At 68.4% G+C, this 19,911-nt stretch carries 18 protein-coding genes; 11 read left to right on the forward strand and 7 right to left on the reverse strand.

Annotation, left to right across the window (positions count from 1 at the left end):
- Positions 1-27 precede the first annotated feature (27 nt).
- The gene (locus tag EJJ38_RS15950) at positions 28-1,638 is read right to left on the reverse strand and encodes a peptide chain release factor 3 (protein ID WP_127091143.1); all 1,611 of its coding nucleotides are present in this window, start codon (positions 1,636-1,638) and stop codon (positions 28-30) included.
- A gap of 88 nt (positions 1,639-1,726) precedes the next feature.
- Here EJJ38_RS15950 and EJJ38_RS15955 point away from each other — a divergent pair, with 88 nt between their 5' ends.
- Positions 1,727-2,173, forward strand: coding sequence for a hypothetical protein (locus tag EJJ38_RS15955; RefSeq protein ID WP_127091144.1), 447 nt, complete (start codon positions 1,727-1,729; stop codon positions 2,171-2,173).
- A 299-nt stretch (positions 2,174-2,472) separates the two neighbouring features.
- Here the strand turns inward: EJJ38_RS15955 and fdxA are convergent, their stop codons facing one another.
- From fdxA to EJJ38_RS15970, 3 genes are read right to left on the reverse strand one after another with little or no spacing between them, the layout of a single operon-like run.
- Positions 2,473-2,808, reverse strand: coding sequence for a ferredoxin FdxA (gene fdxA / locus EJJ38_RS15960; RefSeq protein WP_127091145.1), 336 nt, complete (start codon positions 2,806-2,808; stop codon positions 2,473-2,475).
- Between the two features lie 50 nt (positions 2,809-2,858).
- Positions 2,859-3,119, reverse strand: a complete 261-nt coding sequence (locus EJJ38_RS15965) for a S4 domain-containing protein (protein WP_127091775.1) — start codon at positions 3,117-3,119, stop codon at positions 2,859-2,861.
- Between the two features lie 33 nt (positions 3,120-3,152).
- Positions 3,153-6,491, reverse strand: a complete 3,339-nt coding sequence (locus EJJ38_RS15970) for a helicase-related protein (protein ID WP_127091146.1) — start codon at positions 6,489-6,491, stop codon at positions 3,153-3,155.
- A 282-nt stretch (positions 6,492-6,773) separates the two neighbouring features.
- On the opposite strand from EJJ38_RS15970, the gene EJJ38_RS15975 reads away from it, so the two are divergent.
- The 3 genes from EJJ38_RS15975 (at position 6,774) to metW (ending at position 9,019) form a co-directional block, all read left to right on the forward strand.
- Positions 6,774-7,091, forward strand: coding sequence for a hypothetical protein (locus tag EJJ38_RS15975; protein ID WP_127091147.1), 318 nt, complete (start codon positions 6,774-6,776; stop codon positions 7,089-7,091).
- 63 nt (positions 7,092-7,154) lie between these two features.
- A complete protein-coding gene (gene metX, locus EJJ38_RS15980; RefSeq protein ID WP_127091148.1) occupies positions 7,155-8,366 on the forward strand; it encodes a homoserine O-acetyltransferase MetX in 1,212 nt (403 codons plus the stop codon).
- A complete protein-coding gene (gene metW / locus EJJ38_RS15985) occupies positions 8,363-9,019 on the forward strand; it encodes a methionine biosynthesis protein MetW (RefSeq protein ID WP_127091149.1) in 657 nt (218 codons plus the stop codon). The genes metX and metW overlap by 4 nt, the downstream gene beginning before the upstream one ends.
- A 75-nt stretch (positions 9,020-9,094) precedes the next feature.
- Here the strand turns inward: metW and EJJ38_RS15990 are convergent, their stop codons facing one another.
- Positions 9,095-9,823 (reverse strand): class I SAM-dependent methyltransferase, encoded by a 729-nt coding sequence (locus EJJ38_RS15990; protein ID WP_127091150.1) that lies wholly within the window; start codon positions 9,821-9,823, stop codon positions 9,095-9,097.
- 111 nt (positions 9,824-9,934) lie between these two features.
- On the opposite strand from EJJ38_RS15990, the gene gloB reads away from it, so the two are divergent.
- Entirely contained in the window at positions 9,935-10,708 is a 774-nt protein-coding gene (gloB, locus tag EJJ38_RS15995) for a hydroxyacylglutathione hydrolase (RefSeq protein ID WP_127091151.1), read from the forward strand.
- A 12-nt stretch (positions 10,709-10,720) separates the two neighbouring features.
- Positions 10,721-11,137, forward strand: coding sequence for a cupin domain-containing protein (locus EJJ38_RS16000; protein WP_127091777.1), 417 nt, complete (start codon positions 10,721-10,723; stop codon positions 11,135-11,137).
- Positions 11,138-11,426: 289 nt separating this feature from the next.
- On the opposite strand, the gene EJJ38_RS16005 is transcribed toward EJJ38_RS16000, so the two are convergent.
- Entirely contained in the window at positions 11,427-11,687 is a 261-nt protein-coding gene (locus EJJ38_RS16005) for a hypothetical protein (RefSeq protein WP_127091152.1), read from the reverse strand.
- A gap of 98 nt (positions 11,688-11,785) precedes the next feature.
- A complete protein-coding gene (locus tag EJJ38_RS16010; protein WP_127091153.1) occupies positions 11,786-16,594 on the reverse strand; it encodes an NAD-glutamate dehydrogenase in 4,809 nt (1,602 codons plus the stop codon).
- 188 nt (positions 16,595-16,782) lie between these two features.
- On the opposite strand from EJJ38_RS16010, the gene EJJ38_RS16015 reads away from it, so the two are divergent.
- The 5 genes from EJJ38_RS16015 to EJJ38_RS16030 all read left to right on the forward strand — a co-directional run bounded on the left by EJJ38_RS16015 (position 16,783) and on the right by EJJ38_RS16030 (position 19,889).
- Entirely contained in the window at positions 16,783-17,412 is a 630-nt protein-coding gene (locus EJJ38_RS16015; protein ID WP_127091779.1) for a peroxidase-related enzyme, read from the forward strand.
- Between the two features lie 64 nt (positions 17,413-17,476).
- Positions 17,477-17,689, forward strand: coding sequence for a TOBE domain-containing protein (locus EJJ38_RS16020; protein WP_127091154.1), 213 nt, complete (start codon positions 17,477-17,479; stop codon positions 17,687-17,689).
- 330 nt (positions 17,690-18,019) lie between these two features.
- Positions 18,020-18,196, forward strand: a complete 177-nt coding sequence (locus EJJ38_RS20360) for a hypothetical protein (RefSeq protein WP_205666195.1) — start codon at positions 18,020-18,022, stop codon at positions 18,194-18,196.
- 201 nt (positions 18,197-18,397) lie between these two features.
- Positions 18,398-19,171 carry an ABC transporter ATP-binding protein gene (locus tag EJJ38_RS16025; RefSeq protein ID WP_127091155.1) on the forward strand — a complete coding sequence of 258 codons (774 nt, stop codon included), beginning with the start codon at positions 18,398-18,400 and terminating at the stop codon, positions 19,169-19,171.
- Between the two features lies 1 nt (position 19,172).
- Positions 19,173-19,889, forward strand: a complete 717-nt coding sequence (locus EJJ38_RS16030) for an ABC transporter ATP-binding protein (RefSeq protein ID WP_127091156.1) — start codon at positions 19,173-19,175, stop codon at positions 19,887-19,889.
- The last annotated feature ends 22 nt before the right edge of the window (positions 19,890-19,911 follow it).

A 19,911-nucleotide genomic window follows, 5' to 3' on the forward strand; every position in this document is an offset into this window, starting at 1 on the left:
CCGGCATTAAAGTAAGGCGGGCGGGCCTCAGCCACGCTCCTTCACGGCCAGGAATTTCAGCTTCGGCCATTCCTCGATGGCACGGTCCAGCACCCACTGGCTGCGGGCGAGATAGACCGGGGCATTGTCGCGATCGAGGGCGAGGGAGAAGCGGTTGCCTTCGGTGAAGCGTTCCACTTCCGCATGCTCGCCCGAGACCCAGCGGGCGGTGACGAAGGATACCGTCTCGTAGCGGATCGGCACGCCATATTCCTTCTCCAGCCGCGAGGCGAGAACGTCCAGCTGGAGCGTGCCCACCACGCCGACGATGGGCAGGGGATCCGCCATGGGGCGGAACACCTGCACGACGCCCTCCTCCGCCATGTCCTGGAGCGCCTTCTGAAGCTGCTTGGTCTTCATGTGGTCGCCCAGCATCACCCGGCGCAGGATTTCCGGCGCGAAGTCCGGAATGCCCTCGAAGCGGATGGTCTCGCCCTCTGACAGGGTGTCGCCCACCCGCAGGAGGCCGTGATTGGGAATGCCGATGATGTCGCCCGCCACCGCCTCGTCCACCGTCTCGCGCTCCTGGGCGAAGAAGAAGATGGGGTTGGCGATGGCCATCTGCCGCTTCTCGCGGGCATTGAACAGCTTCATGCCCCGCTTGAACGTGCCCGAGCACAGGCGCACGAAGGCCACGCGGTCGCGGTGGTTGGGGTCCATATTGGCCTGGACCTTGAAGACGAAGCCGGAAACGTTGTCCTCCTGCGGCTCCACCGTGCGGCCATTGGCCGAGCGGGCCAACGGGCTCGGGCCGAAGCCGCCCAGGCCCGCCAGCAGTTCCGGCACGCCCATCTCCTTGATGGCGCTGCCGAAGAAGACCGGGGAGAGATGCCCCTCGCGAAAGCTCTCCAGATCGAAGGGCGGCAGGATGCCGAGGGCGAGGCTCAGGCCCTCCACGCTCTCATTGAGGATGCGCTCCTCCACTCCTTCGAGGCCGATCAGGTCTTCCGGATGTTCAAACGGCACCACGCGGGTCAGCGGCCCGCCGCGCTCCTCCACCAGCAGCGCCCGCTTTCCGGGCACGTCGATGAGGCCGCGCGCGTCCACGCCCATGCCGATGGGCCAGGTGAAGGGGGTGAGATCCAGCGCCAGGGTGGCGGAGATGTCGTCCATCAGGCCGATGGGGTCCAGGCCCTCGCGGTCCACCTTGTTGATGAAGGTGAAGATGGGGATGTCGCGCAGCCGGCAGACCTCGAACAGCTTGCGCGTCTGGCTTTCGATGCCCTTGGCGGCGTCGATCACCATCACCGCCGCGTCCACGGCCGACAGGGTGCGATAGGTGTCCTCGGAGAAGTCCGAGTGGCCCGGCGTGTCCAGCAGGTTGAAGACGATGCCGTCGCGCTCGAACGTCATGACCGAGGAGGTCACGGAGATGCCGCGCTGCTGCTCGATCTCCATCCAGTCCGAACGGGTGCGGCGGCGCTCGCCGCGCGCCTTCACCTGTCCCGCCTGCCGGATGGCGCCGGACGCCAGCAGCAGCTTTTCCGTCAGCGTGGTCTTGCCCGCGTCGGGATGCGAGATGATCGCGAAGGTACGACGGCGCGTATAATCGGGGCCCCCGGACGAAGCGGCGGCAAGGGAGGCGGACGGGTCGAGCATGCGCCCTTCTAGCCGGAAATGCCCGCCGATCAAACAGGCGACACGTTCTGCGACCGTGATATGATTGATTCATTACAGGGAGAAGAGCATGTGCCGTGCCCTGCTTTCCGCAAGGGAAGCAAACATCAAAGGAGCGGCCGCCAAAGCAGCGGCAGCCATCGCCTTCTTCGGCCTGTTCCTCGCCGCCTCGCCGTCCCTGGCGCTCATGGCGCCGGAATATTACGAACGCGCGCGCGCCAATGCTCCCGATGTGGTCGTTCTGAAGGTCACCACCGTAACGGGGCCGGAAGCGGCCTATGGCAATTGCAAGGTGGAAGGCACGGTGACCGGGGTGGAGCGCGGCCGGCGCTATTCCGTGGGCGCGCCGCTGGCTGTGGAGGTTCCCTGCCGGAAGCCCGGCGCCAAGCCCCCGCTCGGAGCCGTCCTCTACAACGCCTTCGTCGATCTCCAGACCTATCCCTTCGGCCGCGCCTACCTGCTGGCGGACGGGAAGCTCTCCCTCTACCAATACCACCCGCTCCAGCGCTTTCCGTAAGGCCCTGGAGGGCAACGACTTTCAAGCGGTCGGGACGGTTCTCTCGGAAAGTGGCGTTACGGCCGGGCTCGCCCCGGCCACCCACGGGGTTCGACTGGGTTCACGCTCGACGCAGAGGCGTGGATGCCCGGGGAAAAACCCCGGGGCATGACGGACCTAAGAAGCCAAAATCCATCCATAGATCTGAATGTCGATCGGTCTTCGGCCGGGCACGGGAACGCCGCCATACGCGGCCTGAGACCGCGCGGAGTGAAGCGGCCGCTCCAACACCATTCGTGCGGAGCGGGCCGGGATGCGCGTCAGTCGCCGGTGCCGGGCTCCGGAGAGAACAGATCTTCCTTGCCGGGCTTGCCGTCCCACTCCTTGGCGTCCGGCGGCGCGTCACGTTTGATGGTCATGTTCGGCCAGACCTTGGCATACTCGGCATTCAGGGCGAGCCACTTCTCCAGGCCGCCCTCGGTATCCGGCTTGATGGCCTCGGCGGGGCATTCCGGCTCGCACACGCCGCAATCGATGCATTCGTCCGGATGGATGACGAGCATGTTCTCGCCTTCGTAGAAGCAGTCCACCGGACACACAGAGACGCAATCCGTGTATTTGCAGCGGATGCAGTTCTCGGTGACGACATAGGTCATTGACGTGTTCCTTACCGCCGGATCAACGGGCCCCGGCGCATTTAACGCGACTAATCCGTTATTTCCTCATAAGTCGCGATAGCTGATGTAGCATCCTCTCGCCGCTCGGAAAAGCCGATCACCCGAAGGACGCGCACAGCGTGATGAAGGCTGACCGTCACCACCTGCCCGATCCGCACCATGTGGCCGGCGCTGGTGACGCGGGCGCCATCGACCCGCACATGCCCCTCCCGCACCAGGGCGGCGGCATCTGCACGCCCGCGAACCACGCGGGCGTGCCATAGCCAGAGATCAAGCCGCTGGCGGGCCAAGGGCCCCGGAACGGTGGACGCCGGGTCGCTCACTCAGCCTCCCTTTTTGTCCGCCTCCATGCGCGCCTTGAGCGCGGCGAGGGCGGCGAAGGGGCTGTCCGGATCGGCCTGCTTCTCGCGGCGGCGATCCTGATGGACCTGGACGCGCTCGGGACGCGGACCGCGCTGGCCCTCGCCCTCGGGACGGGGACGGAACGGACGGTCGCCACGCGGCGGACGCTGCTGGCGCTCGCCCTCAGTGCCGGGCGCACCCTGCGCGGCACCCTCGCGGGGCTCACCGGAGCGCTGCTGACGGTTGCCGTGGCGGTGCTGCGGGCGGCCGCCTTCGCGCCGCTCCTCGCCTTCGCGGGAACGGTGATGGCCCTGTCCGCGCTCGCCGTGGCCGCGCTCGCCCTGGGGACGATCCCCCTGGGAGCGATCGCCCTGGCCGCGCTCGCCGTGCGAACGCTCGCGACGCGGAGCACCGGGCGGACGGCCCGGACGCCACACCTCGATCAAGGCCGGCTCGGACGGCTCCGCCGCTTCCGCGACAACGGAGGCCTCGCCGACGGCGGGTTCGTCCGCAACCGGCTCAACCGCCTCGTCATCGCTTTGCGGAGCGACTTCGGCCTCCACGGCCTCCTCGACGACAGCGACGGGAGACTCGGTCTCGGCAGCTTCGACCTCGACGGCCTCAGCCCCTGCGTCCTCAGCCTCGACAGCTTCAGCTTCGATGACTTCCGCCTCGGTAGCCTCGGTCTCGACGATGTCGGCAGCGGCCTCTTCCGGCGCTTCCGCTTCGTCGGAGGTCACCTCGGCGACGGCCTCCACATGATCGAACAGGAGGTCGGCCTCGATGGAGCCTTCCGGCGCGGGCGCAAGATCCGCCACCACGGGGGCGGCAGGCGCCTCGGCCTCCGGCGGCGGCGCCGCGCGGCGCTCCATGCGGTAGCCCAGCGACTTCAGGATGGACGCGAAGTCCTCGCCCGAGCAGCCCGCCAGCGAGGTCATGCCCACGGTGACGGTGAAGCCACGCCCGTCCACGGCACCCGCCGGCTTGGGGCCGGGCGACTGAGGACGCCAGGCCAGCGCAGGGCGGATCAGGTCCGCGAGGCGCTCCAGAATGTCCACGCGCACGGCCCGCTCGCCGCACACGCGGAAGCCGGCGGCGCGGTAGAGGCCCTTCTGGATCTCATGGTCCACGGGAATGGAGGTGCGGCCCGACGAGGCGAGGCTGGGCAGCTCGTCCAGGCCCTTCTGGGCGAGGCCGCCATGCTTGAGCGCATACAGCTCCAGCGCGAGCGCGCGGGGCGCAGGCTTCAGCAAGGCGGGCAGATAGATGTGGTGGGCGCCGAACCGCACGCCATAGCCACGCAGGGTGGCGCGGGCGGGCTGGTCGAGGGTCTTCATCTCCTCGCCAACCTTGGTGCGCTCCAGCACGCCGAGGCTCTCGACGATCTGGAAGGCGATGCCGCGGGCGATGCCCTGGAGGTCCTGCGCCTCGGCGAGCTTGGTGAGCGCGCCCAGCAGCTTCTCCACATGGGCCTTCACCCACAGCGCCACGCGCGCATCCACCTGATCGCGGGACGCGCCCGTCAGGTGCTCGTCGGCGATGATCTTGAAGCGCGGGGCCAGCACCGTGTCACCGGGGATGAGCTTGGCCACCGGCTCGCCGATCCAGCGGATCGTGCCGTCGGCGGTGAGGACGAACGCCTCGTCCACCGCGGCGGACAGGCGGGTCGCCCGCGCCTCGATCTCGCCGGCCAGGGCCTTCTGGGCCGCGGCGCGCAGGGCTTTTGCCTCCTCGCCGCCGGCGGAAGGGTCGGGTGCGAATTGAAAGCCCTGGAGGTGGCCGATCATGTGGCCCTCCACGGTGACATCGCCGGTCTTGCTGATCTCAGTTTCGAGCATCTTGTTCTCTCGCAGGCGCCGCATGAGCACGCTGGTCCGTCGATCCACAAAGCGTTGTGCCAATCGCTCGTGCAGCGCATCGGACAGCTTGTCTTCGACCCCTCTCGTGACGCCTTGCCAGTGGTCCGGATCCTTGAGCCAGTCGGGACGGTTGGCAACGAAGGTGAGGGTCCTCACCTGCGCGATCCGTCTCGACAGCGTGTCGATGTCCCCTTCCGGGCGATCGGTCAAGGCGATTTGACGCGCGAACCACTCGTCCGGGATGCGACCGCCTGTCCCGACATGGTCAAAAAGCGTGCGCACAAGCTCCGCATGGGCCCCCGGAGAAATCTTCCGATAGTCCGGCACCTGGCACACATCCCACAGCCGCTCCACCACCGCGGGGGCCGTGACACGGCTGAGAATCTCGGGGTCGCGGCCCATGATTTCCAGCACTTGCACGTCGTCGGCCGTGGGCGCGCGGGTCAGGCCCTCCTCCCGCGGCGGCAAGGAAAGGCTGTCCTGCAGCGCCTTGATGGAGGTATAATCAGGCACTGCGTTGCGCCATTGCAACACCTTAGCGGTGTCGAACACATGGCTCTCCAAACGCTCCACCAATTCCGGCTCGAATGCGGGGCAGCGGCCGGTGGTTCCGAACGTTCCGTCCCGCGTGGCGCGGCCGGCGCGGCCGGCGATCTGCGCCATCTCGGACGGATTGAGCCGCCGGAACTGCCAGCCGTCGAACTTGCGGTCGGACGCGAAAGCCACATGGTCCACGTCCAGATTGAGGCCCATGCCGATGGCGTCGGTGGCCACCAGATAGTCCACGTCGCCGCTCTGGTAGAGTTCCACCTGGGCGTTGCGGGTGCGCGGCGAGAGCGCCCCCATGACCACCGCCGCCCCGCCCCGCTGGCGGCGGATCAGCTCGGCGATGGCATAGACCTCGTCCGCCGAGAAGGCGACGATGGCCGAGCGCGGCGGCAGGCGGGTGATCTTCTTCTCGCCCGCGAACGAGAGCGTGGACAGGCGCGGGCGCACCGACACGGTGAGCCCCGGCAGCAGCTTTTCCAGCAGCGGGCGCATGGTGGCCGCGCCCAGAACCAGCGTCTCGTGCCGTCCGCGCCGGTTGAGCAGGCGGTTGGTGAAGACGTGGCCCCGGTCGAAGTCGCAGGCGAGCTGGATCTCGTCGATGGCCACGAACGCCACGTCCAGGTCGCGCGGCATGGCCTCCACGGTCGCCACCCAATAGCGCGCATTGGGCGGCTTGATCTTCTCCTCGCCGGTGATGAGCGCGACGTGCTTCGGGCCGATGCGGTCCACGATGCGCTGGTAGACCTCCCGCGCCAGCAGGCGCAGCGGCAGGCCGATGAGCCCGCTCTCATGGCCGAGCATGCGCTCGATGGCGAGATGGGTCTTGCCGGTATTGGTGGGGCCGAGCACCGCCGTCACCCCCCGCGCCCGGATCGAACGCGGAAGGACCGGGAGTTTGGTCACATCATCCATGGGCGGGGTACGAAATCCGGCGCTGAAGGTCTCGGTCTGTATCATATCGGGATGCCCGGCCCATTGCGCCACCCTTTCGGGCAAACGGACGCGGAACAAAGCGGGCCCGAATCGCTGATCCCGCCCCGGAGCGCCTTTGTTCCAAGGTCCTCAGGCCGCAGGCGTTGCTGTGCCGAACCGGCACCGAATCAGGGCTCGAAGCCGGTTGGCCCTGTGTTCTTCCGGGGAACCCCACCCTCCCGTCGCGGGTTGGATGCACAGGATCCGACAAGGAGAAACGCCATGCGCCTCGCATCCGCCGCGCTCCCCATTCTGGCGCTCGCCGCCGTGTCGCTGACCACCCTCGCGATTCCGGCATCCGCCGAGGACACACCCATGTCCGTGCCGGCCCCGCGCCAGCCGTCCGGCGCGCTCGTGCCCGATCCCCTGGCGACGCCCGGCAGCAGCCGGCAGGGCGGCGCCACACTGGAGACCGACCCGAACACCACAGGCACCATCCGCTCGCGCGATACCAAGGGGCTCCCGCAATCGCCGGAAAACCTCAACGTGCTCGGCTGCAAGCAGATCGACCCTCTGTGCCAGGGCGAACCGCGCCGCTGACCATGCTGCGGCGCACCCTGGAAGCCGCTTGACTTAGGCTGCCTGCCGTCGCTTGGTGGCGCCATGGAGCCTCTGGTTGAAGTGGCCGCCCCCCTTGAGGCGGCGGAAGATGCACGCGCGCGTCGGGAAGCGGATACGCCGCATTCGCCCGTGGTGCGGTTCGGGCCCGAGGCGCCGCTGAAGCTCGATGCCGGCGTGCTGCTGCCGGGCCTCCAGATCGCCTACCAGACCTATGGCGAACCCAATGCCGCGCGCTCCAATGCGGTGCTCGTCTGCCATGCTTTGACGGGCGACCAGCATGTGGCGAGCGTCAATCCCGTCACCGGCAAGCCCGGCTGGTGGGAGACCTTGGTGGGCCCCGGCAAGCCCATCGACACGGAACGCTTCTTCGTCATCTGCTCCAACGTGCTGGGCGGCTGCATGGGCACCACCGGCCCGGCCTCGCGCAATCCCGCCACGGGCAGCGCCTACGGCCTCGACATGCCGCTGGTCACCATCCGCGACATGGTGAATGCGCAGGCCATGCTGCTGGACCATCTGGGCATCGACGAATTGCTGTGCGTGGCGGGCGGCTCCATGGGCGGCATGCAGGTGCTGCAATGGGCGGCGAGCTATCCCGACCGGGTGCGCTCGGCCCTGCCCATCGCCACCGCCGCGCGCCATTCCGCCCAGAACATCGCCTTCCACGAAGTGGGCCGGCAGGCCGTGATGGCCGACCCGGAATGGCATGGCGGCCATTATCTCCAGCATGGCGTGACGCCCCATCGCGGGCTCGCCGTGGCGCGCATGGCCGCGCACATCACCTACATGTCCGATCAGGCGCTGCACCGCAAATTCGGCCGCCGCCTGCAGAACCGGGAATTGCCCACCTTCGGCTTCGATGCCGATTTCCAGGTGGAGAGCTATCTGCGCTACCAGGGCGAGAGCTTCGTGCAGCGCTTCGACCCCAATTCCTATCTCTATGTCACGCGGGCCATGGATTATTTCGACCTCGCCGCCGACTATGACGGGGTGCTGGCCAATGCCTTCCGGGGCAGCAAGACGCGCTTCTGCCTCGTCTCCTTCACCAGCGACTGGCTGTTCCCCACGCAGGATTCGCGCACCGTGGTCCATGCCCTGAACGCCTCCGGCGCCAGCGTCTCCTTCGCGGAGATCGACAGCGACAAGGGCCATGACGCCTTCCTGCTGGACGAGCCGGAGCTGACCGCCATCGCCCGCGGCTTCCTGGACAGCGCGGCCAAGGCCGCCGGCCTGCCCGCGGTGCGCACGCGATGAGCGGACCCGTGACCCTCCCCGCGCCCGCTTTGGTGAACCGCGAGAGCGGCGTGCGCACCGACCATGTGGTGGTCGCCGACATGGTGGCGGCGGGCGCGCGGGTGCTCGACGTGGGCTCGGGCGACGGCGCGCTGCTGGAATTGCTGGCCACCACCCGCGGCTGCGATGCGCGCGGCATCGAACTGTCCCGCGAGGGCGTGAATGCGGGCGTGGCGCGCGGGCTGGCGGTGGTGCAGGGCGACGCGGATGTGGACCTCGCGCACTATCCCGACGATGCGTTCGACTATGTGATCCTGTCCCAGACCCTCCAGGCGACCCGTCGCCCCCGCTGGGTGCTGGAGCAGATGCTGCGCATCGGGCGGCACGCCATCGTGTCCTTCCCCAATTTCGGCCATTGGCGCTCGCGGGTGGACCTGCTGCTGCACGGGCGGATGCCGGTGACGGAGAACATGCCGCTCGCCTGGTATGAGACGCCCAACATCCACTTCTGCACCATCCGCGACTTCGTGGACCTGGTGGAAGTGATGGGCGCGCGCATGGAAAAAGCGGTGGCGCTGGATTCCTCCGGCCATCCGGTGCGCTTCAACCTGCCCTGGTCGGTCTGGAACCTGCTGGGCGAGCAGGCGGTGTTCCTGCTGACGCGCAAGGACTGATACTAAAGGCCCGCGCGGCGCGTGAGCGACACCCGCTTGGCGCCGGTCAAGGACCGGGGCGGTTGGACTGAGCCTTCAACTCGCCGGAATGCCCTGGCCGAACACCGGCTCCAAGGACGGCACCAGCGAGGGACGCTTCACCGGCGCGGGCCGGTAGAGCTGCTTGGTGGCCTCCACGATATGCACCCCCGCGAAGGGCAGCGAGAGACCGCCGCCGAGGCGCTCCCACGCCACCGCCGTGCGCAGCAGCCAGCGGGAGGAGACCGGCGGGAAATAAAGCGCCTCGTCCCAGCCCACGGGCGTGAACAGCGCCTCCCGCAACAGCCGCACCACCTGCCCGCGCGAGAAGGGGCGCCCGTTGCCGAACGGCGTCGTGTCGAGCCGCGCCCACACGCCCCGGCGGCTCGGCACCACCGCCAGAAGCCGCCCGCCGGGCGCCAGCACGCGCCAGACCTCCCGAAGGCTGGCGGCGGCGTCGGGCGTCATCTCCAGCAGGTGGACCGCCACGACACGGTCGATGGAGGCGGTGGGGAGCGGCAAGGCGCCCTCGTCCGCCAGCGCCGCGAGGGTCGGCGCGGAGGAGGGCCAGCGCACAACGCCCTGGGCCGCCGGCATGAGGGCGATGCAGCGCTCCGCCTCCTCGCGGAATACGCCCAGATAAGGGGTGGCATAGCCGATGCCCAGCACGCTCAAGCCCCGCACATCCGGGAGCCGGGAACGGATGGCCCGGCCCAGCAAACGCCGGGTCACCACCCCCAGCGGCTGGGCATAGAAGCTGCGCAGATCGACGACGTCGAGGAACATACTCCCCCCTTCACGCTTGCTTTATAGCATGTCCAGGAGACGTGATGAGGGTTGCCCCGCCCCCCCGGCGTGCTACTCAGGGGCACATCTTCGAGCCTTTAGGAGACGGTTATGGCTGCCGAGATTCGGATCGTGCCCTGCCTCGCCGACAATTTCGCCGTGCTGATCCATGATCCGGTGGCGCAGGCCACGGCGGTCATCGACGTTCCCGAGGTGGGGCCGGTCCTCGCCGCGCTGGAGCGGGAAGGCTGGACGCCCAACCAGATCCTCGTCACCCATCACCATGCCGACCATGTGGACGGCGTCCCGGCCCTGAAGGCCCGCTACAATGCGACCGTCGTCGGCCCCAAGGCCGAGGCCGCAGCCATTCCCGGCATCGACGTGGAAGTGGTGGACGGCGACCCGGTGGCCGTGGGCTCGCTGGTGGGGCGCGTCATGGAGACCCCCGGCCACACCGCCGGCCATGTGGTCTATCTGTTCGAGGACGAGCGGCTGCTGTTCGCGGGCGACACCCTGTTCGTCATGGGCTGCGGGCGGCCCATCGAGTGCGAGCCGCCGGTGCTCTGGAAGTCGCTACAGCGCCTGCGCACGCTGCCGGACGACCTCGCCATCTATGTGGGCCACGAATACACCGTCTCCAACGCCAAGTTCGCCCTGAGCGTGGATCCGGACAACGGCGCGCTCCAGGCCCGCTTCGGCGAGGCGCAGGCGGCGCGGGCGGAAGGCCGTCCCACCATCCCCACCCGGCTGGGCGACGAGAAGCTGACCAACCCCTTCCTGCGCGCCGACGATCCGGCCATGGCCGCCCGTCTCGGCCTGGGCGAGGCGGACAGCGCGGCGGTGTTCACCGAGCTGCGCGCCCTCAAGAACAGCTTCAAGGGCTGAACCGTGCAGGCGATGCGCGCCGAGGAGGTCATCGCCCTTCTCGGCCTCCAGCCCCATCCCGAGGGCGGGCATTTCCGCGAGACCTATCGCGAGGCCGGTGGGGAGGGCGCACGCGGTGCCTCCACAGCCATCTATTTCCTGCTGGCGGCGGGCGAGCGCTCCTACTGGCACCGGGTGGATGCCTCCGAGGCGTGGCATTTCTATGCGGGCGCACCGCTCCTGCTGGAAATCGTCACGACCGAGGGCGACCGATCGGCCCACACCTTGGGCAACGACCTTGCCGCGGGCGAGCGCCCGCAGGCAGTGGTGCCGCCCCACGCCTGGCAGTCCGCGCGCTCGCTGGGCGCCTGGACCCTGGTGGGCTGCACGGTGGCGCCCGCCTTCCGGTTCGAGGGCTTCGAACTGGCCCCGCCCGGCTGGGAGCCTTGAGAGAGGCTAACCATCAAGGCGGTCTCTCAAACCTCGGCAGAGCGTCACGCCCTTAGACATTCTCCCTGCTTGGTGGAAGCGTCGGGCAGGCTCTGGTTATGGCGCACCGCACCTCCCTCTTCCCTCGCGGGAGAGGGCTGGGGTGAGAGGGCCTCTCCGCCAGCACAGACCTATGAGGTCACTCCAGGCGCCCCCTCACCCGCCTCGCATATGCTCGGCACCCTCTCCCGCGAGGGGAGAGGGGTGTAACGGCTGAGGCCGCCCTTAAAATACCAAGGCGTTCCCGGGCTCAGTTCCGCACGAAATGGCCGGGCCGGAAGGTCCACACCGTCAGGCCGGAAATGGTCCAACTCCGTACTTTCCAGCGCGGATCGAGGGGCGCGTCCGGGGCGGGCACCGCCTGAGCCTGTCCCTTGGCCGATGCCTTGGACGGCGCGGCCTTGGTGTCATCCACCGCCTTGCCGGGCGCATCGGCCCATGCGGAAGACCCGCCGAGGAGCAGGGCCGCCAGAAGAAGGGCGCGCGGCGCCCGTTTCGCCATCTCACGCATCAGGGCCTCCCGGAAAGGGAAACGGCGCCGCCCCGGAGAGGGACGACGCCGTTCGAGACTACACCCGCCGCGCCTGAAAAGCGCGATGGGACTTAAGGTCAGGCGCGCGCGAGATCGCTCAGCAGGCTCGCGGCCAGCGTGAGCTTGGACAAGGTGAGGCCGGAGGCCACGATGTCCTGCACGGTGGCACGGGAGCGCTCCACCTCCTTGCGGCGGCTCTCCACCCAGGCATTGACGGCATCCGCGCCGCTCTTGCCGGTGGCGAGCATTGAGATGCTCACGTCGCGCACGAAGGTCTCGATCTGGCCCATGGCCCGGTCGAGGGCGAGTTGGTCGTAATAATCGGGCGCCAGGATGCTGCCCGCCGCCGAGATCACCTCGTCCACCGCGAAATAGCGGCCCGCCGCGAAGAAGGTGGCGGCAGCCTCCGCTACCGGGCGGCCGGTCTGCTGGGAGAGGAGCACGATGTCCGTGCCCGCTTCCAGCGGCCGCAGCCCGGCAATGGTGCGCGCGAGATCCGCGGGCACCTGGGCGGCCACCAGTTCGTCCACCTTGCGGTTGCGCAAGGCGAGCCAGTTTTCCGGCAGGGTCTCGTCCAGCACCGCCGCGAGCGCGGTGACGCCGTCGCGATACTGCGCCACCACCGAGCCGAGGCCGGCGGCAAAGCTGGCATTGCGCAGGAACCAGATGGTCCGGGCGATGACCAGGGACTGCACCTCCGCATAGAGGCGCAACTGCACGTCGCCGGTGATGCGGTTGTCCAGCGCGTCGATGGCGGCATTGATGGCGGGCAGGCCGAAGCTGTCCCGCACCGCCACGAAGGCCCGCACGATGCCCGCCGCGTCCGCGCCGGTCTGGTCCGCGATCCGCGCCAGGGTGGCGGGGCCGCCCTGGTTGATGATGGCGTTGGCGAGCGCGGTGGCGATGATCTCCCGCCGCAGCCGGTGCGCCTCGATGGCGGCCGGGTAGCGGTTCTGGAGCGCGTGGGGGAAGTAGCCCACCAGTTCGTCCGCCACATAGCGGTCGTCGGGTACGTCGGTGGTGAGCAGTTCGGCATAGAGCGAGAGCTTGGCATAGGCCAGCAGCACCGCCAGTTCGGGACGGGTGAGCCCCTCCCCGCGCGAACGGCGCTCGTTGATCTCGCTGTCGCCGGGCAGATATTCCACCGCCCGGTCCAGCTCGCCCCGCAGTTCCAGCATCTGCATGAGCCGCTGCTGGAAGCCGGTATCGGCCGTGCCCGCCCGCTGGGCGAGGGACAGAGCCAGGGTCTGGAGATAATTGTTGCGCAGGACGAGATGGCCCACCTCGTCCGTCATCTCGCCCAGCAGCGCCGCACGGTCGGGCGCGGAGAGCACGCCCTCGGCCACCGGCATGGAGAGCGCGATCTTGATGTTCACCTCCACGTCGGAGGTGTTCACGCCCGCCGAATTGTCGATGGCGTCGGTATTGAGGCGCACCCCGCGCCGCGCCGCCTCGATGCGCCCGCGCTGGGTCATGCCCAGATTGGCGCCCTCGCCCACCGCCTTCACCCGCAGGTCTGCGGCGGCGATGCGGATGGCGTCGTTGGCCCGGTCGCCCGCCTGCGCGTCGGTCTCGAAGGAGGCGCGCACATAGGTGCCGATGCCGCCGAACCAGAGCAGGTCCGCTTCCGCCTTCAGGATGGCGGTCATCACCTCGTTGGGGGTGGCCTCCAGCTTCTCCAGGCCGAGCACCGCGCGGGCCTCGGGGGAGAGCGGGATGCTCTTGGCGGTGCGCGGGAACACGCCGCCGCCCTGCGAGATCAGGCTCGCATCATAATCCGCCCAGGAGGAGCGCGGCAGGTTGAACAGGCGCTGGCGCTCCGCATGGGAGACCGCCGGATCCGGGGTGGGATCGAGGAAGATGTGGCGGTGGTCGAACGCCGCCACCAGCTTCAGCGCCGTGGACAGCAGCATGCCGTTGCCGAACACGTCGCCCGACATGTCGCCCACGCCCACCACGCGGATGGAGGTGGTCTGGATGTCGATGTCGATCTCGCGGAAATGGCGCTTCACCGCCTCCCACGCGCCGCGCGCGGTGATGCCCATGGCCTTGTGGTCATAGCCCACCGAGCCGCCCGAGGCGAAGGCGTCGTCCAGCCAGAAGCCGTGCTCCTGGGAGATGCCGTTGGCGGTGTCGGAGAAGGTGGCCGTGCCCTTGTCGGCCGCCACCACCAGATAGGGATCGTCCCCGTCCATGCGCACCACATTGTCGGGATGCACCACGGCGCCGCCCTTCAGATTGTCGGTGACGTCCAGGAGGCTGGAGACGAAGATCTTGTAGGCGGCGATGCCCTCGGCCTGGATGGCGTCGCGCGAGCCGCCGGCGGGCAGGCGCTTGGGCACGAAACCGCCCTTGGCGCCCACCGGCACGATCACGGCATTCTTCACCTGCTGCGCCTTCACGAGGCCCAGCACCTCGGTGCGGAAGTCCTGCGGCCGGTCCGACCAGCGCAGGCCGCCGCGCGCCACATGGCCGAAACGCAGATGCACGCCTTCCACGCGGGGCGAATAGACGAACACCTCGAATTGCGGGCGCGGCAGAGGCAGCCCTTCCACCTTGGCGCTCAGATACTTCACCGCGATGGGGCCCTTCGGGCGCCCGTCCGTGTCGAGTTGGTAGAAGGTGGTGCGCAGCGCCGCGTCCACTAGGTTCAGGAAGCGGCGCAGGATGGTGTCCTCGTCCAGCGAGGACACTTCCGCGAGGGCCGCCTCGATCTCGCGGCGCAAGGGCTCCTCGCGGGCGGCGCGGGCGTCCGCATCGCCGTCCAGGCGCGGGTCGAAGCGCGCATGGAAGAGCTGCACGATGCGCGCCGCCACGTCCGCATGGCCCACCATGGTGGTCCACAGATAGTCCTGGCTGTAGGGGATGCCGGCCTGTCGCAGATAGCGCGCCAGGGCGCGCGCCAGGGCCACGTCCCGCCAGGTCATGGCGGTGTCCAGCAGCAGCGCGTTGAAGCCGTCGCTCTCGGCCTCGCCGCGCAGCACCACGGTCAGCAGGTCTTCCAGGCGCTCGGCGGAGCCGGACACCTCGATGGTGCCGCCATTGCTGCGCTCCAAGGACATGTCATGCACCCAGGAGGCGACGATCCCGCCGTCCGGGCCGGTGGGGCGCAGGCGATAGGTGCGCTCGTTGATGGGCTTGAGGCCCATATTCTCCAGCATGGGCACGCGCTCGGAGAGCGGCAGCGGCCGGCCGTAGGAGATGAGGCGCAGCGAGATGCGGGTCGCCGGGTCGTCGTCGCGCCGGTAGAAATCGAGGGCCACCGGCCGCTCGGCCGAGAGGCGCTCCAGGCGCTCGATGTCGGCCACGGCGGTCTCGACATCATAGGCCGCGCTGTAGCCCTCGCCGAAGGCCGAGCCGTAGCGCTCCATGAGGGCGCCGGTCCGGGCGCCATGGGCCTCGCGCAGCGCGTCGCGCAGCTTGTCGCTCCAGGACAAGGCGTCCTCGGTCACGGCCTGTTCCAGCGCCGCGCGGTCCACCACCGGCACCGGGCCGCCGCTGGGGCGGTTGATCATGAAATGCACGCGCGTCAAGGGCACGTCCGCGAGGAAGGTGGGGGTGAAGCCGCCCACCTTGCCGCCGAAGATCTCCGCGAGGCGCGCGCCGATGCGCGCCCGCAGCGGGCCGTCATACCGCTCGCGCGGGACGAAGACGAGCACGGACACGAAGCGCCCGAACGCATCCGGGCGCGGCAGCACGCGCACGCGCGGCCGGTCATAGAGGGAGAGGATGTCCAGGGCGTAGGGCAGCAGGGTGTCCGCATCGATCTGGAACAGGTCGTCGCGCGGATAGGTCTCCAGGACGGTGGCCAGCGCCTTGCCCGAATGGCTGTCCTCCTCGAACCCGGCGCGCTGCACCACCAGCGCGGACTTCAGGCGCAGATAGGGGATCTGCCGCACCGAGTGGGTGTAAACGTTGGAGGTGAACAGGCCGATGATGCGCAGCTCGCCGGTCTGGCGGCCGTCCGGGCCGTGCAGGCGCATGCCCACGAAGTCCAGATAGGCGCGCCGGTGCACCCGGCACCACTGGCTCGACTTGGTGATGAGCAGTGGCTTGGACGGATCGGTGAGGCCACCGGCCCCGACCACATCGCCCAGTTCCGTCACGGACGGATCCCGCAGGATGCCGAGGCCGCTCTCCGGCACCAGCGTGCCGTCCGGCCCGCACGCATATTTGCGCACGCCGATGAAGATGAAATTGTTGAGCGTGAGCCATTCCACGAAGTCCGCCGCCTCGGCGCGGTCGGACGTGGCATAGGGCAGCGCCTCGCTGCGCAGGGTCTTGGCGAGGCCTTCCACCTGGTCGCGCATGGCGAGGAAGTCGGCATTGGCCACGCGCACGTCGTCCAGCGTCTGGTCGAGCGCCGCCTTCAGGGCCGCCCGGCCCTCCTCGGTGTCGATCTGCTGGACGTGCAGGTGGATGAGGCTCTCATGGGGCATGTCGCGGTGCGCGGCGGCATGCAGGTCCGCCTCCACCCGCAGGAGCGCGCCGTCCGGCGCGCGCGTCACGGCAAGGATGGGGTGGGAGGTGAGCTTCAGGTCCAGCGCCCGGTCCGCCAGCTCGCCGGCCACCGAATCGAACAGGAAGGACATGTCGTCGTTGACGGCTTCGACCACCGTGATGGCGGGGGCGCCCGGCCAGTCGGGATTGTAGACCCGCACGTCCGGGCGGCCCGGCGCGCGGCGCGAGAGATGGGCGAACGCCTCCTCGGCGAGCCGCACCAGCGTATCCGGCGTCAGCGTCGCCACGTCTTCGGGCGCGGCGCCGTTGAGCAGCGCGGCCGCAAAGGTCTGCGGCACACCCTTGGTGGCGAGCGCATCGACCGCTGCGTCGATGCGCGCGCGGACCGCTTCCACCGTGGTGAGTTCAACTGTGTGGACTGTCATGGCCGGCTCCCCCGCTTGGCCCTGCATGAATGACATGCGGACTGACCTTCGAGACTCTATTCTTGCCCTGGTCGATCTCGCACGTCGGCACGATGAAACGATGACAAAACCTCAATAGGGACAGCACCATGACGGGCCAGAAGAAGACAGGCAAGCCGAAGAACGCGGCGAAAAAAACTGCCCCCAAGATGAGCGCGCCTGGAAAAAAGGCAAAGGTGACCGCGGCTGAGCCGAAGCTGCGCGACGACGCCCCCGCCATCGCGCTCGACCTTCCTCCGGCGCCGCTCGATGCCGCCACCCAGGCCTATTTCGACAAATGCGTGGAGAAGATCGGCTTCGTGCCCAACGTGCTCCAGGCCTATGCCTTCGACCTGACGAAGCTCGGCGCCTTCGCCGCCATGTATAACGACCTGATGCTGGCGCCCTCCGGCCTCTCAAAGCTGGAGCGGGAGATGATCGCGGTGGCCGTCTCCAGCGTGAACCGCTGCTATTATTGCCTGACCGCCCATGGCGCGGCGGTGCGGCACCTGTCCGGCGACCCGGTTCTGGGCGAGCAGATGGTCATGAATTACCGTGCGGCGCGGCTTGAGCCCCGCCAACGCGCCATTCTCGACTTCGCGGTGAAGCTCACGGAGCGCCCCCATGAAGTCGAGGAGGCGGACCGGGCGGCCTTGCGCGCCGTCGGGCTGTCGGAACGGGATGTTTGGGACGTGGCGGCCGTGACGGGCTTCTTCAACATGTCGAACCGCATCGCCTCCGCCACCGACATGCGCCCCAACCTCGCGTATCACGGCGAGGCGCGCGGTCCCGCCGCATAGCGAGGGAGTCGGGAGTTCGACATGATCCACGTCGTATAGTTAGACTATACGACGGAGAACAATCATGAGAATCAGCGCCCGCAACATCCTGGAAGGTACCGTGGTGGAAGTGGTTCGCGGGGCGACCACCGCCCATGTGCGCCTCGAAGTGTCCCCCGGCACCATCATCACCGCCTCCATCACCAATGAGGCGGTGGACCAGCTCGGCCTCGTGGCGGGCCAGCCCGCCTCCGCGGTGATCAAGGCGTCCGACGTCATGATCGCGGTGGATGACTGATGACCAGGACCGCCGCCGCCCTCCTGGCCGCGGCAGCCTGCCTGCTCGCTCCGCTGCCGCCCGCGGCGGCGGGGTGCCTCGACGGCCCCTGGCCGCTGGAGCGCGAATCACAGGTGCTCGCCGCCGCCGCCAGCGCCGCGCCCCTGGACAGCACCGCTCCGGTAGGCGTCAAACCGTTCCAGGCGCTCACTCTTGCCCTCGCTCCACCCACCGAACCGCCCGCGACCCCGCCCGCAAAAGGCGGCCCCAATGGCGGCTCCCTGCTGCTGCGGGTGGAGACGCCCAGCCTCTATCAGGTGACCTTGCCGGAAGCCGCCGCGGGTGGACATCGTGCAGCAGGAACAGACGCTGCCCCCCGCCGCCTTCACCCCCGCCAAGGACTGCCCCGGGGTGCGCAAGAGCGTGCGCTTCACCCTGAAGAGCGGCCCCGCTTTGCTGCACATCAGCCGCGCTGAAGCCACACGCCTTACCCTGGTGCTGTCACGGGTGGATACGCCCGGCGAGTAAGCCCCCGTCGCATATGACAATCCCCAGGCTGAAGCCTTGGAATCGATCATCCGTTCAAATTCGCCCTTTGGACGTATTGACGCCGGACGATCTTATCGTGATACGGTTCCGCAAAATTAAGAAGCGTCCTCGAAGGCGTTTGGAGGGAACCAGCCTGGGGCATCATGCCCCCCGGCCAAAGCGAGGGGATTTGACTGCGATATGGACACAGTCTCGGACGTGCCCTACATCGTTGAAGCATCCGGTCTAACGAAGGAATTCAAGGGTTTCGCGGCGGTCAAGAACGTCGACCTGCGGATCCGCCGGCACACCATTCATGCCCTGATCGGGCCGAACGGTGCCGGAAAGACCACCTGTTTCAATCTCATCACGAAGTTCCTGGAGCCCACGCGCGGGACCATCCGGCTGAACGGGCGCGACATCACGCGCACCAAGTCGGCGGATATCGCGCGGCTCGGCATGGTCCGTTCGTTCCAGATCTCCGCCACCTTCGGTCACATGACCGTGTTGGAGAATGTGCGCGTGGCGCTGCAGCGCAAGCTGGGCACCTCGTTCCACTTCTGGAAGTCGGAAGCCTCGCTGAGCGAGCTCAATGATCGCGCCATCGAGCTGATCAAGGACGTGGATCTGCTCACCTACACGAACCACCTCGCGGTGGAGCTGCCTTATGGGCGCAAGCGTGCGCTGGAGATCGCCACGACCCTGGCGCTGGAGCCCGAAATGCTCCTGCTGGACGAGCCCACCTCGGGCATGGGCCGCGAGGACATCGCGCGCACCGCAGACCTGATCAAGCGCGTCTCCCATAACCGCACCGTCCTCATGGTGGAGCACAACCTCTCCGTGGTGGCCAACCTCTCCGACCAGATCACCGTGCTCGCGCGCGGCGAGATCCTCACCGAGGGTCCCTATTCGGAGGTGTCGAAGAATCCCCAGGTGATCGAGGCCTACATGGGCACCGGGCACGGAGCGCACTGATATGGCGACCGCGAACGCAACGCCCCTGCTGCAGGTGAAGGATTTGCACGGCCATTATGGCGAAAGCCATGTGCTGCACGGCATGACCTTCGACATCAATCCCGGCGAGGTGGTGACCCTGCTCGGCCGCAACGGCGCGGGCAAGACCACCACCATGCGGGCCATCATGGGCCTGCTGCGCAAGCGCGCCGGCTCGATCCGCTACCAGGGCGTCGAGACGGTGGGCCTCGCCCCCAACAAGATCGCCCGCATGGGCATCGCCATCTGCCCGGAAGAGCGGGGCATCTTCTCCTCGCTTTCGGTGCGCGAGAACCTGCTGCTGCCGCCCGTGGTGATGCCCGGCGGCCTCAGCGTGGACGAGGTGCACGAGCTGTTCCCGCGCCTGGAAGAGCGCCGCAACAGCCAGGGCACCAAGCTTTCGGGCGGCGAACAGCAGATGCTGGCCATCGCCCGCATCCTGCGCACCGGCGCCAAGCTGCTGCTGCTGGACGAGCCTTCCGAAGGTCTCGCCCCGGTGATCGTGCAGCATATCGGCGAGATCATCCGAACCCTCAAGACGAGGGGTTTCACCGTGCTGCTCGTGGAGCAGAACTTCCACTTCGCCTCAACCGTCGCCGACCGCCACTATGTGGTCGAGCACGGGCGCGTGGTGGACATGGTTCCCAATGACAAGATCGCGGAAAACGCGGCGCGTCTGGAAACTCTCCTCGGCGTCTGACCGAGGTCTTTCGTGACATCGC

This window comes from Aquabacter cavernae (genome assembly GCF_003993795.1).
In the GTDB taxonomy this organism is placed as follows: Bacteria; Pseudomonadota; Alphaproteobacteria; order Rhizobiales; family Xanthobacteraceae; genus Aquabacter; species Aquabacter cavernae.